Here is a 14364-nt window from a genome sequence, read left to right on the forward strand (position 1 = left end):
GCACCTTCAGGATTTACGACCATGAACTTCCAAGCCAAAAAATTCTGCGCCGCCCTTGCCGCCGCCTGCGGCCTGTTGGGTGCGGGCGCATCGCAATCCGCCGAAACCGCCTTCATCATTCCCGCCCCGGCCGTTGACCAAACCCAGGCCGCCGCCGGACAAGCAAAAGCTGTCATTGCCGGCGGCTGCTTCTGGGGCGTGCAAGCCGTGTTCCAGCATGTCAAAGGTGTCAGCAACGCCGTATCCGGCTACGCGGGCGGCAAGGCGGATACCGCGGACTACGACACCGTCAGCGGCGGCCGCACCGGCCACGCCGAAGCGGTTGAAATCACGTATGACCCCAAACAGGTCAGCTACGGCGAACTGCTGCAGATCTACTTCTCCGTGGCCCACGACCCCACGCAACTGAACCGTCAAGGCCCCGATCGCGGCACGCAATATCGGTCCACGGTGTTTCCCGCGGACGAAGGCCAGCGCAAGGTGGCCGAAGCGTATATCGAACAATTGAACAAGACCGGGGTGTATTCGAAGAAGCTGGCCACCACGATTGAACCGCTGCAAGCGTTTTACCCGGCCGAGGGCTATCACCAGGACTATCTGGTGCGCCACCCGACCAGCATGTACATCGTGATAAATGATGTGCCGAAAGTGGAAAATCTAGCGAAGACGTTTCCCGCGAAGTATCGGGAAAAGCCGGTTCTGGTGAGTGAAAACGCGAAGTAACGCGGCGACACATAATCCCGGCCCACACGTAGGATGGGTGAAGCGCGCGAAAACCCGCACAAGATAAGCAGCCCCGAACGCGCGGAACCCATCGTGCAGCCATTGCGTTGTGGCTGAAACGGTTTGGGGCTGCTAGGTTGCTTTATGGGTTGCGCGCGTTGTAATTCAACGTATTTTTCACCGGCGTGCCGCGCTTCACCCATCCTACGATTGACCCAAGCACCAGCCAGTGTGTACGTAGGATGGGTGAAGCGCGCGAAAACCGGCACAAGATAAGCATCCCCGAACGCGCGGAACCCATCGTGCAGCCATTGCGTTGTGGCTGAAACGGCTTGGGGCTGCTAGGTTGCTTTATGGGTTGCGCGCGTTGTAATTCAACGTATTTTTCACCGGCGTGCCGCGCTTCACCCATCCTACGATTGACCCAAGCACCAGCCAGTGTGTACGTAGGATGGGTGAAGCGCGCGAAAACCGGCACAAGATAAGCATCCCCGAACGCGCGGAACCCATCGTGCAGCCATTGCGTTGTGGCTGAAACGGCTTGGGGCTGCTAGGTTGCTTTATGGGTTGCGCGCGTTGTAATTCAACGTATTTTTCACCGGCGTGCCGCGCTTCACCCATCCTTGTATGTTTTCATAGCACTTACCGATCTTGCTTCGGGGGTGCTGATCGTGGTGAGGTGGCCGTCGATCTGGCCGCCAAGAATGGCCGTCAGCCCATCCGCGGCGGCCGCACACGAAAATGCTACGCCCCCTAACAGCAAACTGCGACGAATGGCGAAAGGCAAGGCTTGCTCTTATTCGGTTGTCTCCCTGAAAGTGTGAAAAGCCATCCGCCCATCCAATACCGCCATATTCTGAAGATCTCTTCTGCAAAAAACGCAGCACGAAGGCATCGGCATTACAGGCGGGCCGTGTCCGTTATTCCTGCGATTCGCGCAGTTCAGATCTGCGGGTTCAGCTATAGCCAAGCTCGTTCAGCTACCTAGAATTTAGAGCTCCTGATAATTCAAAAATGAATTCAAAAAGAATTCAAAGATTCGGAGACAAGCAATGACCCAATCCCTTCCCACACGACGGGCCATCCTGCTGGGCGGCATGCTGATGGGCCTGGGCGTCAACGCCTTTGCCGCCCAAGGCAATTGGCCCGACCGACCCATCCGGCTGGTGGTTGCCGGTTCACCGGGCGCGGGCGGCGATATCTTTGCCCGCCTGATCGCCGCGCCCTTGTCCAAGGCGCTAAAGCAGCCCATCGTCGTGGAATCGAAGCCCGGCGCGAACGGCTTGATCGCATGCGACGCGGTGGCCAGGTCAGCGCCCGACGGCTATACCTTGGTGCTTGCGCCCTCTTCCGCCATCCTGCTGAATCCGGTTGTGCTTCCCTCGCTACCCTACGACCCGGAAAAAGACCTGCTGCCCGTCGCCCAGGTCGGCGCGGCAGGGATTCTGCTGGTTGCGAACCCCAGCATGGGCTTCAAGAATCTGGCGGACATGGTCGCCTACGCCAAGGCCAACCCCGGCAAGCTTGCCTACGGATCCTGGGGCACCGGTTCGTCCGGCAACCTGGCCATGGAGGGCATCAAGTCCCATTACGGCCTGGACATGCCGCATATTCCCTACAAGCAATTGGTCACGGAAAGCACCGACCTGATGGCCAACACGATCAGCGTGGGATTCATGGACATCGCCTCACCCGTTCCCTTCATGCGTAGCGGCAAGTTGGTGGCCCTGGGTCAGACGGGTTCGCGGCGCTGGCCTGCCACGATGGACGTGCCGACCCTGGCCGAGCAAGGCTACAAATTCGAAGCCGACGGCTGGTATGGCGTATTTGCCCCGGCGGGCACGCCGCCCGAGATCATCGACCGGCTTAACGCCGAGATCTACCGCGCGCAGCACACGCCCGAGGTCCGAGCAAGCATCGAAGGCCAGAACATGATCGTGCCCCCAACAATTTCCGCGCAGGAATTCGCGGCATCGATCAAGCGCGACGCCGTCATCTGGCAAGGCCTGGCCAAAGTGGCCGACCTGAAAAACAAGTAGGCCAAACGCATGGACACGTCTTTCAATCCCGCCTTCGCGGTCGACGCCTTGCAAGGCCGCGTGGCGGTGGTCACGGGCGCCACGGGCGGAATCGGCCTGGCCATCTGCAAACACCTGCGTTCCCTGGGCGCGGCCGTGGCGCAGGTGGATATCAACGCCTCCGATACCGCCCCGCAACCCGATGGCTTGCTGAACGTGCGTTGCGATATTTCCGACCCGGACTCGGTAGCGACGATGGCCAGCCGGCTTGGCGAGCGCTTCGGCCGTTGCGACATTCTTGTCAACAACGCAGCCATCAGCGCCGCGCCGGTGGGGCTGGAGGACTTCCCGATCGACTTATGGGACCGCATCTTCCGCGTCAATCTGCGCGGCGCGTTGCTGTGCGCGCAGGCGCTGTTTCCCCTGATGCGGCCGCAGCAGGCGGGCAGCATCATCAATGTGGCGTCGATCTCTGCCCAGACACCAACGCGAGTCGGCGCCTACGGCACCACCAAGTCCGCCTTGCAAGCCTTGACCCGCCAGATGGCCGTGGAATGGGGCCCGCTGGGGATCCGCGCAAATTCCATCAGCCCGGGCATGATCCGCACGCCCCTGTCCGAGGCGCACTACCGCGACGACGCCGTGCTGCAAAAGCGCATCGCCCACATCCCGGCGCGGCGTATCGGATTGCCGTCGGATATCGCGGGAGCCGTCGCGTTTCTTGCCAGCGATGCGTCGCTGTATGTGAATGGGCAGGACATCGTGGTGGACGGCGGGTTTGTCAAAGCGTCGCTTGCGAACCTGTATGCAAGCTAAGACATTGAGGCTGAGCCATCAGTGCCACCAAGGCGCCAACCCACTTCCCGAAAGGGACCGACGGAATGACGCGTCAAAGAACGACTTCTAGCCAGCCGCGGCTTCCGCTGCCACATGGGTTACGCGCGGTTTATGCCGCATTTCTTGCTTCGACTTTGCCGCGCTGCACCCATCCTACGGTCGGCATTTGTAGGATGGGTGCAGCGCGCGGTGCGGGGCAGAAGATTATTGATGCTGTATCGCGCGTAACCCATCTGGCGGCGTCCGCGTCAGAGCCCCGGCTGCTGATGGGTTCCGCGCGGCTTATGCCGTATTTCTTGCTTCGATTTTGCCGCGCTGCACCCATCCTACGGTCGGCATTTGTAGGATGGGTGCAGCGCGCGACGCGGGGCAGAAGATTATCGGCGCTGTATCGCGCGTAACCCATCTGGCGGCGTCCGCGTCGCCGGTGAAGCCTGGGCGAGCGGACGCTTCCAGCAAGTTACAGCGGATCCGGCGCGCCCCTCAGCCTGATCTCGGCGACCGTGCTGTCACCGTGCTGATCCAGCGAAAAAGCGTATCGTCCGGCGTAGCGCAACTCAAGGCGGCGGCAAAGATTGCCTAGCCCACCGCCGCTTCCGACCAGATCAACCGGGGCTTGCAAGCGGCCGGGGTTTTCTACCAGGATGATCAGTTCGTCGCCCTGGAGCCGGGTACGAATGTGGATCACAAAGCGCTCGCACGCAGACCGCATGCCGTGCTTGATGGCGTTTTCGGCAAGGCCTTGCAAGGTCATCAGCGGCAGGTTGATCTGTAGCGTGGCCGGGTCGATCTGGCATTGGCATTCAAGCTGCGTGTCGAAGCGCAGGGCTTGTATGCGTACGTAGGCTTGAGCCGCCTCGATCTCTTCTTCCAGCCTGGACAGGCCGCGCCCACGACGGTCCAGCGAATAGCGCAGGTAGTCCGCCAGGCGGCGCGTCATTTCTTCCGCAATGGCGGGGCGCTCGGCAATCTCGGCCACGATCGTGTTGAGCGCATTGAAAAGAAAGTGGGGCTCTATCTGCAAGCGCAGATGCTCAAGCTCCAGTTGCAAGGACCGGGTCTCGGCCTTCATCTTGGACATGCGTTCGGTGCGGGCGGCAAGTTCGGCCGACACGCCGAAATACACCAGCGTCCAAATCGAAAAGATGCCCATGTAATAGAGCAAACCCAACCGGTAGGCATGGCTGGGAAACAGGTGCACGACCCCTGGCGGCAACAGCCGATGGATGGCGTAGGCAATTGACGCCAGCAGCGCCCCCGCAGCCAGGCACAGCAGCACGGCGCAGGCAAGCACCACGACCGGCGAATCGGCCTTGCCCGCGCGACGTCCATGCAACACGGCGGCCGTGCTGGTCATCGCAAACGCCAGCGAGTCCATCACAAGCGTCAGCCACAATGCCGCCGCCGCATTGTCGAACAGCGACATCCGGATAAAAAAACCGACCATCGCAAGAAAAATCCATCCCAGGATCTGGGCGCGCCAGAAGCCCGGCGACGATTCCCCTTGACCAAGGCCCTGGCTGAGTGATGTCGACATCATGGACGCGCTCTTCTCGTAACAGCCATATTCAAGCAACGCGACGGGTTCACGGAACAACGCATATGGCCTTATATTTACCGGCGGTTCGAAACCGAAGCGATATCGGAATCGACGATATCGCCGAACCGAAGAATATACCCGTCACACTCCGCCGCCTGAGAGGAAAATGCTACGTGTGCTGATCGTCGACGATGAAGCCCCGGCACGGCGCTACCTGCGCCGGCTGCTCGAAGCCATGCCCAATATCGACGTCGCCGGCGAGGCCTCCACCATTGAGCAAGCCCACGACCTGATCCAGGCCCATGCGCCAGACGCCCTGTTTCTGGATATCGAACTGACCTCCGGCACCGGGTTCGATCTTCTGAGCCGCCTGGAATCCGCGCCCACCGTGGTCTTCGTCACCGCGCACAACGACTACGCCACCCGCGCGTTCGACGTCGCGGCGGTCGATTACCTGCTCAAGCCAGTCAGCCCCGACAGGCTTGCGCGGGCGCTGACGCGGCTACGGCCCCGCGCCACTGGCTACGTGCCGATGAAAACGAAGGTCGGCACCAAACTCATCAAGGTCGAACGGCTGACGCTTGTGCAGGCGCAAGGCGACTACGTCCGCCTGTGCAGCGCCGCCAATGACAACGAGCTGATGCACATCACGCTCAAACGCCTGGCCGCGCATCTGCCCTACCCGCCTTTCTGCGCCTTGTCCCGGTCGATCATCATCAATCTTGAGCACATCGCGCAGTTGTCGCCCCTTTCCGGCGCGCAAACGGAAGTGAGCTTCAGCAACGGCGTAGCACCCATCGTGCTGGGCCGCGTCGCGTCGCTACGGCTGCGGCGCGCGGTGGCGCGGAGCTAACCATGGCGCGCCGCGACTTGCTTCCGCCATTGAATCCCGCCCGGGCGTTCGAAGCCACGGGACGCCTGCTGAGCATTTCCAAGGCAGCCGATGAACTGTGCGTGACACCCGCGGCGGTCAGCAGGCAGGTCCGGGCGCTGGAAAACTATCTGGGCACGCCGCTGTTTTTACGCATACGCGGCGGCCTGACGCTGACACCGGCAGGCGCACGCTACCTGTCGGATTTGATCCCTTTGTTTGCAACGCTGCGTGAGGCCACCCTGGCGGTGGCCGGCAACAGCCAGGGCCGGGATACGCTGCGCATCCGCTCACCCGCCACCTTTGCCGTACGCTGGCTCATCCCGCGACTGGCAAGTTTTCATCAGAAGCATAAAGACATCGACGTTCAAGTCATGACGTCGTTCGCGCCGCTGGATTTTCAGCGCGAAGACATTGACGCCGGCATACAACTGGGCGATGGCCGCTGGCCGGGAATGCGCACGCTGCAGCTTGTGCGCAACGAGCTGATTCCCGTGGCGGCCCCCACGCTGGGGCTGACGCACAAAAGGCAGTTGGCGACACAAACCTTGCTGCATTCGATGGCGCGACCCGACGACTGGATGCTATGGCTGCGCGCGGCAGGCTTGCGCAGCGTCAACCCCGCGCAAGGCATGAAGTACGAAACCTCGTTGCTTGCCTACCAGGCAGCCATCGAAGGCCATGGCGTCGCCATTGGCCAAAAGGCGCTGATCGAAAAAGAACTGGCGGACGGAAGCTTGGTGGCGCCGCTGGATCGCATACTCGACCACGAGGATTTCACGTATTACTTCGCCTGGCCGACGGGCAAGCCGCAATCCCGAGCGTTGCGTGTGTTCCGCGATTGGCTGTCCACCCTTGTCGCCGTTTGATCCCCGCGCGCCTGCATTGACCCTTTTACAAAAAGTCAAAGCATCCGGTCGATAAAGTCGTTTGCCGGGTCTGGCGCTGCTACCTATTCTGCCTGCATGACAAGAGAACACGGTCACCCATCAGACCGTGTCGTGCAGGAGACAGGACATGTTCAAACGTAGCTTGCGAGACCTGCGGGTCGTGGATTTCTCGCACGTACTCGCGGGACCCGTCTGCACCATGATGCTTGCGGACATGGGCGCGGACGTCATCAAGATCGAACCCCCCGGCGGGGAACTCGGCCGGCAGATCGGCCCGCCCTGGATCGCGGGCGAAAGCGCCGTGTACTTGAGCGTGAATCGCAACAAGCGCGGCATCGCGTTGGATCTGAAATCCGACAGCGGTCGCGAAGTCGCGCGCCGCTTGGTCAGCCGCGCGGACGTGGTGGTTGAAAACTACCGTCCGGGCGTCATGCAGGCGTTTGGCCTGGACTACGACACGCTGGCCAACAGCAACCGCGGATTGGTGTATTGCTCCATTTCCGCGTACGGACAAACCGGCCCGCTGCGTGGCCGGCCCGGCGTGGACGGCATCATCCAGGCCGCCAGCGGCTTGATGAGCACCTTGGGGGTCGCGGACGGCGAGCCGGTAAAAGTCGCGACGCCGGTCGCCGACATGACCACGGCCTATATGGCCACGATCGCGATTCTGGCCGCATACCACGCAGCCCAACGCAGCGGCCAAGGCGAATACCTGGACATCAGCCTGTACAACGCAACGTTGATGCTGCAGCAGATCGGCTACGCGTCGTACTTTGCCTCGGACACCGCACCCGCCAAGGCGGGCAGCGCCGCCCCCTACGCCGCGCCCAACGAGGCCTACCAGACCCTTGATGGCTGGATCATGGTGGCCGCCTACCATCCCAAGCGCTGGCAAGCCTTGTGCGCCGTATTGGGCGCCGGGGAACTGGAACATGATCCGCGTTTTTCCAGTAATGAATCCCGCGTCGCGCACCGCGACGCGCTGCGCCAGGCGTTGACGCCCTTGTTTCGGCAGCGCGCCACCGACGAATGGGTGAATCGGCTTGCCAAGTCGGACATCCTGTGCGCGCCGGTGGCGGACTACGACGATGTCGTCCGCTCGCAAGCGTACGCGGCCAGCGGCATCGACAGCTGGGTTGACCATCCTGTTGCCGGAAAAGTGCGCATGCCGGGCTTCGCGCCCGGGCCCGCTCACGCAACCAGCGCGCATGACCCCAACACGGCCGCGCCAACGCTGGGCCAGCACAGCCGCCAGATCCTGAACGAATGCGGCTATGACCCAGCAGAGATAGAAGCCATGTTCGGTAGCGGCGTCCTGGGAATGCCCGAGCCATTTTCTACCTGAAAGCCAAGGAAACTCCGATGACATCCAATGCATCCATCGCCGAAGCCGGCGCCTCTGTTCCGGACGAGGTATTGATCCAGCAAGACATCGCCGACGGCGTGCTCACCTTGAGCCTCAACGACCCGAACACAGGCAATGCCATGTCGGTACGCATGGCCGAGGCGCTTGCCGAGGCCCTGGAGCAGGCCAACTCGCTATCAAACGTGCATTGCGTATTGCTGCGCGCCACAGGCAAGCACTTCTGCACGGGCGGCAATGTAAAAGACATGGAGCGAGGATCCGACTTGATGCAGGGCTCGGCCACCGAGGTCCGCACCAGGCTGAAATCCACCCTGCATCGAATCACCCACGCCTTGCAAGCATTGCAGATGCCGTCAATTGCGGCGGTCAACGGGGCGGCGGTCGGCGCCGGCTGCGACCTGGCGCTTATGTGCGACCTGCGCGTGGCCAGCGAACGCGCGACGTTTGCCGAAAGCTTCCTGCGGCTGGGCCTGGTGTCCGGCATAGGCGGCGCCTGGTTCTTGACCCGCATCGTGGGGACGGCAAAGGCCCTGGAGTTGACGCTGACCAGCGAATTCATCGACGCGTCGACCGCGTTGCAACTGGGCATGGTGTCCCGCGTGGTGGCGCCGGAAGCCTTGGACGAGACAAGCGCCGCCTTGGCCCGGCGCATTGCGTCGAACCCGCCCCAAGCCTTGCGCATGGCCAAGCGTCTGGTATTGGATGCCGCCGAGTCGACCTTGCCGATGGCGCTGGAGAACGCTGCCGCCCTGCAGGCGATTTTGCTGTGCGGGGATGAGCACAAGGCCGTTGTCCGCGAGTTTCTCGCGCAGCGCGACCGCCGCGATCTTGCTAGTCAGCCCGCTTGAGCGCGTTGAGCGCGCACTCAGGAAGCTGGCATACGAAGCGTGCAGGCCAATGACGCCCGCACCAACTAACTACAGGAGACAAACATCATGAATCCCATCATCACTTCTATCGTCCGCCTGGCGGCCTCGGTGCTGGCCGTGCTTGGCCTTGCCTGGACCGCATCGGCACAGGCGGGCGGCTACCCGGAAAAGCCCGTGACATTTGTCGTGCCATTCGGCGCAGGCAGCGCAACCGACCTGCTGGCACGCGCATTGTCAGCGTCGCTGACACAGCAGACGGGGCAAGCCGTCGTTGTGGAAAACCGCCCAGGCGCAAGCGGCATGATCGCCGCGCATCACGTTGCCCGAGCCGCCCCCGACGGCTACACGGTGTTGATCACCACCAACACCACGCAGGCCGCCAACCCCCATCTTTTCAAAACGCTCCCGTATGACCCAGCCGCGGATTTCACCCCACTGACAGGATTGGGACGCGGCGGCCTGGTTCTGGTGGTGAAGGCCGACTCGCCTTATCGCACTGTCGATGACCTGATTCGCGCGGCCAAGCAAGCCCCCGGCAAACTGAGCTTCGGCAGCGGCAATTCGTCCAGCCGCATCGCGGGCGAAATGCTCAAGCAACTGACCGGCACGGATATCGTCTGGGTCGGCTACAACAGCAATCCCAATGCGCTGAACGATCTGCTGGGTGGGCACATCGACATGATGGTGATCGACACCGTAACGGGTTTGTCGCAGATCGAAGCAGGCAAACTGCGCCCGCTTGGCGCATCAACCCAGGAACGCCTGCCCCAACTGCCGGATGTATCTACCCTGGACGAGGCCGGCATCAAAGGCTATGACATGGGCTATTGGTTCGCCGCCTACGTACCCGTCGGCACACCCGCGCCGACGGATGCGAAGCTAAGGCAGTTATTGATCGAAGCCGTAGCCAGCGAGGGCGCGCAAGCGTTCTTTCGGAACTCAGCAACCCAGGCATGGACAACGACCTCCGCCGAGCTAAACGCGTTTCAGGCTACCGAGCTTCAGAAATGGGGCCGAGTCATCAAGGCGGCAGGCATCAAGCCGGAATAGCTGCGTATGGGGCATGCACCGAATCGGCGTGCGCGCCGGGCCATCTTTGAATGGCCCCATCAGCCGCTTCCAGGCCATCCAGCACATCATTGAGCCGGATCAGAACTTGTAGCGCAACTGCGCGAACACGTTGCGCGGTGCACCGTAGAAGACCGAGTTGTAGTTGCCCATGCCCGAGTAATAGTGCTTGTCCAGCACGTTGTTCACGTTCACCGTCAGGCGCAAGTCCTTGCTGAAGTCATATCCCGCCATCAGACCAAAAACGGCGTAAGTGCCCTGGGTGAAGCGATGGTTACGCGCGTCTACTTCCTGCGTGAAGTAGGTATTGCCTTGCCAGTGCACGTTTCCGCCCACGGTCAGGCGGTGCCAGTCACCCCGCAGGCGATAGGCCGTCGCCAGCTTGAAGAGATGCTCGGGTTGTGTGGTGCTGACGCGCTGGCCGTCGCGGTCGCGCGAACGGCTGTAGGTGTAGCCCGCGTTCACTTGCCAGCCCGGCAACACTTCGCCGGAGACTTCCAGTTCAAGGCCGCGCGTGGTTACGCCCGGCACCGCGATATAAGCCGCGCCGCCGGTGGGCGTCGAGGCACCACTGGGGTCGGGTTCGGCAACGTTGTCCTGCTTGAGCTGGAACAGCGCGACGCTGGCATTCAAGCGCCCGTCCAGATACTCGCCCTTGGCGCCAAGCTCGATGCTCTTGCCCGTCAGCGGGTCAAGCTGGCGGTTGTTCGCATCGAAGTTGTAGGCCTGGGGCTTGAACACGTCGGTGTAGCTGGCGTACACCGTGTGGTTCGCATCCAGATCGTAGGTAACCCCCGTGTAGGGAATGAGCTTTCTACTCACGTTCGTCGAGTAGCCAACGTAGCGGCCGTTCGCATACCGGATGTCCTGGCTCCAGGAATAGTTCGTCAGCCGGCCGCCGAGGATGAACGCAAAGCGGTCTGTCGGATGCAGCACGGTCGCGGCATACAGGATCTTCTGATTGACCTGCATGTCTTGCGTCAGCCACCAGGCGTACGAGCCGGGCTCCGTGGCGTTGTTGTTCCAGTTGAACGCATCATCGATCCACAGGTCGGTGTCACCGTCCTCGCGGCGGGATTGCGCGTGCGTGCGCGCCGCGTTGTAGCCGACCACCAAGTCGTGCTGACGGCCAAACAGCGTGTAGGGGCCAGACGCCTGGAAGTCGATACTGTTTTCTCGCGAGTCCGTGTCAAAACGCGCGGCGCCGCCGGGATAGAACCCGTGGCTTACGCTGTGGTCAACCACGTCCACCGTCGCGCTGCCCATGCCCGAAATCAGCTCGCGCGATTTGTAGTCCCGGTGCGCGGCGGCCAGCTTGAAGTTCCAACCGTTGTCCAGCCTGTGGCTGATGTCCGCGAACAGGCGCGTGGTGTCCTGGTTGCGCCATGCCCATTTGTCGGCCGGGTTGGTCGAACGCGAGAACGTCACTTGCGAGCCGTCCGAAAACAGCGAAGGCAGGTGGGTGTTGGTGGTGCCGTCATTCCGGTTCTGTTGGTAGTCCACGCCGAACGACGCGGTGGTGCGGGGCGACAGGTCGGCTTCGAGGATGCCGTAGCCGATGGACTCCTTGCCTTTTGCATGGTCCATGAAGCTGCCGTGGGTCTCGGCGGCGCCCACGACGCGGCCTCGCAGCTTGCCGCTTTCGCTCAACGGGCCACCCAGATCGACTTCGCTGCGGTAGCGGTCCCAGGAACCGGCTCCCGCCGACAGGCTGCCCTGGAATTCCTGGGTGGGACGCTTGCGAATGAAGTTGACCACGCCCGAGGGATAGCCTGCCCCGTTGACCAGGCCCGTGGCGCCCTTCAGCACTTCGATGCGGTCATAGATGACCGAGTTCGTGATGCTGTAGTTATCGCGGACGTTGCCGCCGTCGCTGGACAGGCTGGGAAGGCCGTCGAACTGGAAATTCGACAGCTGAAAGCCGCGCGAGTAAAAGCTGTAACCCTCGGAGTTGTCCTGGCTGACCGTAATACCCGGCGTCTGCTCGAGCGCCTGCGCCACGTTGACGATGCCCTGGTCGTCCATTTGCTGGCGTGTGATGACGCTGACTGACTGCGGCGTTTCTCGCATCGTCAGCCTCATTCGGGTAGCCGAGGTGGACTCGGGGATTGTGTAGGAACCGGTGCCTTCGCTGGGCGGGATGATGGCACTGGCACTGACCAGGACGGGTTCAAGCGACGTCACCACGCCCACGGCGGGCAGCGGGCGCACGGTAAGCACGCCAGCGCTTGTCACGACAAGCTCCAGGCCGGTTCCCGCCAGCGCCTGCCGGGCCGCCCCCTCCGCGCTCAGCACGCCGCGCACCGGCGCGGCTTGCCGGCCAGCCACCAGCTCCGCGCCCGCGGAGATGGTTTGACCGCTTTGCAACGAGATCCGGCTCAGGGTGTCGGTCAACGGGCCGGCGGGCAGGTCATAGGCAACGGCGGCCCGCTGCCCGACGCCCACGGGAGCGTTCTGGGCATATGCGCAGGGAGCCATCAGGCAGGCGTTCAGTGCGCCGGCGACAAGCGTCGCGGCGGTAGTCAGGGGAAATTTCATAGTTGCGGGAGGTTTTTCGGATAGAGAATTCGGTTGCGTCATTAGTCATGACGGCTACCGGCCTCCAATCCCCTCATTGCCCTGTCATGCCGCATCCAGAAGCGTCAGCCACGGCCCAAAGCGCTGCATCCGGATCGGCAGCGTTTGGCTCAGCGCCAAGAGTGTCCGGTCCGGATCGTCCAGCGGAAAAACACCGAACACCCGCAACGCGGCAGCCCTTTGCGAGACCCGTATCAGGCCGGGCTGATACGCCCGCACCTGAGCCACGACCTCGTCCAGCCGCGCGTCGCGCACACTCAGGATGCCGTTTCGCCAGGCATCCTGCGCGCCATCCTTGCGTGCCCAAGCGCGGTCCTGATCGAAGGCCGCCGTAGCGGACTGCGGCAAGGCCATGGGATCGCCGCGCGCCGGGCGCACAAGCAACGAATGCTCAATCGCGCTGGCGACGGCGTAGTCGTCGAACTGGCTGACCGCCAGCCGGGTCGAGTGGGCGGATACGTCGCCGTGGTGAGTACGCACCACGAAGGGCCGGTCGCCGGCGCGCGCCTCGGCGTACAGGCCGCCTTGGCGCAGTACGACAGTGCGCTGCGCGTCGTCGTAATGCACGTCGACAGCCGAGCGCGCGTTCAACGTCAGCACAGAGCCGTCGGCCAGCGCGTAGGTCTGACGCTTGCCGGTCCGTGTGGCGTAACTGGCGGACAGGCCGGCCAGCGGAATGTAGCGGTCGGTGACTAGCGCGCCGGTGGCGATGCCGCCCACCAGCATCGCAAGCTTCAGCACCCGGCGCCGATCCAGACCGCTGGTTTGCAGCAAGGTGGCGCGGGCGGCACGCGCCGGGCCGGGCGCATCGCCCGCGGCCGCGCGTAGCCGGGAAAGGGGCTGGCGCATCAAGCCGTCTACTTCAGCCCACGCACGCGCGTGGTCCGGATGGCTGGCGAGCCAGTGCTCGAAGCGCTGGCGATCGTGGTCGCAGGCGTGCCCCGACGTCAGCAAGACAATCCAGTCGACCGCGCGCTCCGTCAGCGCGTCGCCTGCGGGTGGCGTATTCATCGGGAATCCGCCGCGCGCCGCGCGGCAAGACAATGCAGGAATGCCCGTTTCACATGCCGCTCGACCGTGGCCAGCGACACACCCATCGTTTGCGCGATGGCGGGATGGGTCATGCCGTCAAGGCGGTTCAGCAGGAACGCATGCTTCACCGGCACGGGCAGGCCGTCGAGCAAGGCATCGATTTCCATGACGGCTTGCTTGAGCATGAGCAGCGTTTCGGGCGACACGGCCACCGGTTCCTGCTCGTGCGCCAGCGCTTCCAGGTAGCGCGCTTCAACGTCACGCGCCCGCCACAAGTCGATGGTCAGCCGGCGCGCCAACGTCAGCAGGTAGGCACGAGGTTCGGCGATGGGGGTGGAGGTGGCCGACGTCAGTACGCGGCAGAAGGTGTCCTGCGTCAGATCGGCGGCGTCGGCGCGATTGTTCACGCGCCGGATCAGCCAGCCCAGCAACCAATCATGGTGTTCCGCGTAAAGCCGGTGGACGTTCTGGTTCGCGGGTGAATCCATGGAGGGTGGGCGACAGGCATGTTAATAGGAATAACACTCATTTATAACGTGGATCGCCCTCCAAGACAATCGCCACCAGCCGCCC

The 14364-nt window shown here is 62.8% G+C and carries 12 protein-coding genes; 8 read left to right on the forward strand and 4 right to left on the reverse strand.

Annotated elements, in window-relative coordinates; genetic code table 11:
* The first annotated feature begins 21 nt into the window (after positions 1-21).
* The 3 genes from msrA to WBR68_RS11540 all read left to right on the forward strand — a co-directional run bounded on the left by msrA (position 22) and on the right by WBR68_RS11540 (position 3557).
* Entirely contained in the window at positions 22-723 is a 702-nt protein-coding gene (msrA, locus tag WBR68_RS11530; RefSeq protein WP_050450255.1) for a peptide-methionine (S)-S-oxide reductase MsrA, read from the forward strand.
* Between the two features lie 1052 nt (positions 724-1775).
* Complete coding sequence (locus tag WBR68_RS11535; RefSeq protein ID WP_230694289.1) at positions 1776-2762, forward strand: Bug family tripartite tricarboxylate transporter substrate binding protein; 987 nt, start codon at positions 1776-1778, stop codon at positions 2760-2762.
* Between the two features lie 9 nt (positions 2763-2771).
* A complete protein-coding gene (locus WBR68_RS11540; RefSeq protein WP_230694291.1) occupies positions 2772-3557 on the forward strand; it encodes an SDR family NAD(P)-dependent oxidoreductase in 786 nt (261 codons plus the stop codon).
* Positions 3558-4038: 481 nt separating this feature from the next.
* On the opposite strand, the gene WBR68_RS11545 is transcribed toward WBR68_RS11540, so the two are convergent.
* Entirely contained in the window at positions 4039-5118 is a 1080-nt protein-coding gene (locus WBR68_RS11545; protein ID WP_230694293.1) for a sensor histidine kinase, read from the reverse strand.
* 166 nt (positions 5119-5284) lie between these two features.
* Between WBR68_RS11545 and WBR68_RS11550 the strand changes: the two genes are divergently transcribed.
* The 5 genes from WBR68_RS11550 to WBR68_RS11570 all read left to right on the forward strand — a co-directional run bounded on the left by WBR68_RS11550 (position 5285) and on the right by WBR68_RS11570 (position 10164).
* Positions 5285-5971 (forward strand): LytR/AlgR family response regulator transcription factor, encoded by a 687-nt coding sequence (locus WBR68_RS11550; protein ID WP_230694295.1) that lies wholly within the window; start codon positions 5285-5287, stop codon positions 5969-5971.
* Positions 5972-5973: 2 nt separating this feature from the next.
* Positions 5974-6858: a LysR substrate-binding domain-containing protein gene (locus WBR68_RS11555; protein WP_230694297.1), complete on the forward strand. Its 885-nt coding sequence runs from the start codon at positions 5974-5976 to the stop codon at positions 6856-6858.
* Between the two features lie 148 nt (positions 6859-7006).
* Complete coding sequence (locus WBR68_RS11560; protein ID WP_230694299.1) at positions 7007-8224, forward strand: CaiB/BaiF CoA transferase family protein; 1218 nt, start codon at positions 7007-7009, stop codon at positions 8222-8224.
* A 17-nt stretch (positions 8225-8241) separates the two neighbouring features.
* A complete protein-coding gene (locus WBR68_RS11565) occupies positions 8242-9093 on the forward strand; it encodes an enoyl-CoA hydratase-related protein (protein WP_230694301.1) in 852 nt (283 codons plus the stop codon).
* 87 nt (positions 9094-9180) lie between these two features.
* Positions 9181-10164, forward strand: a complete 984-nt coding sequence (locus WBR68_RS11570) for a Bug family tripartite tricarboxylate transporter substrate binding protein (protein WP_230694302.1) — start codon at positions 9181-9183, stop codon at positions 10162-10164.
* 99 nt (positions 10165-10263) lie between these two features.
* Here the strand turns inward: WBR68_RS11570 and WBR68_RS11575 are convergent, their stop codons facing one another.
* From WBR68_RS11575 to WBR68_RS11585, 3 genes are all read right to left on the reverse strand, one after another.
* A complete protein-coding gene (locus WBR68_RS11575; RefSeq protein ID WP_230694303.1) occupies positions 10264-12720 on the reverse strand; it encodes a TonB-dependent siderophore receptor in 2457 nt (818 codons plus the stop codon).
* Positions 12721-12804: 84 nt separating this feature from the next.
* Positions 12805-13770 (reverse strand): FecR domain-containing protein, encoded by a 966-nt coding sequence (locus WBR68_RS11580; RefSeq protein ID WP_230694304.1) that lies wholly within the window; start codon positions 13768-13770, stop codon positions 12805-12807.
* Positions 13767-14279 (reverse strand): sigma-70 family RNA polymerase sigma factor, encoded by a 513-nt coding sequence (locus WBR68_RS11585; RefSeq protein WP_230694305.1) that lies wholly within the window; start codon positions 14277-14279, stop codon positions 13767-13769. Before WBR68_RS11585 ends, WBR68_RS11580 begins: the two co-directional genes overlap by 4 nt.
* Positions 14280-14364 lie beyond the last annotated feature (85 nt).

It is taken from the genome of Achromobacter sp. JD-1, from assembly GCF_038594925.1.
GTDB classification, from domain to species: Bacteria; Pseudomonadota; Gammaproteobacteria; order Burkholderiales; family Burkholderiaceae_B; genus Achromobacter; species Achromobacter spanius_C.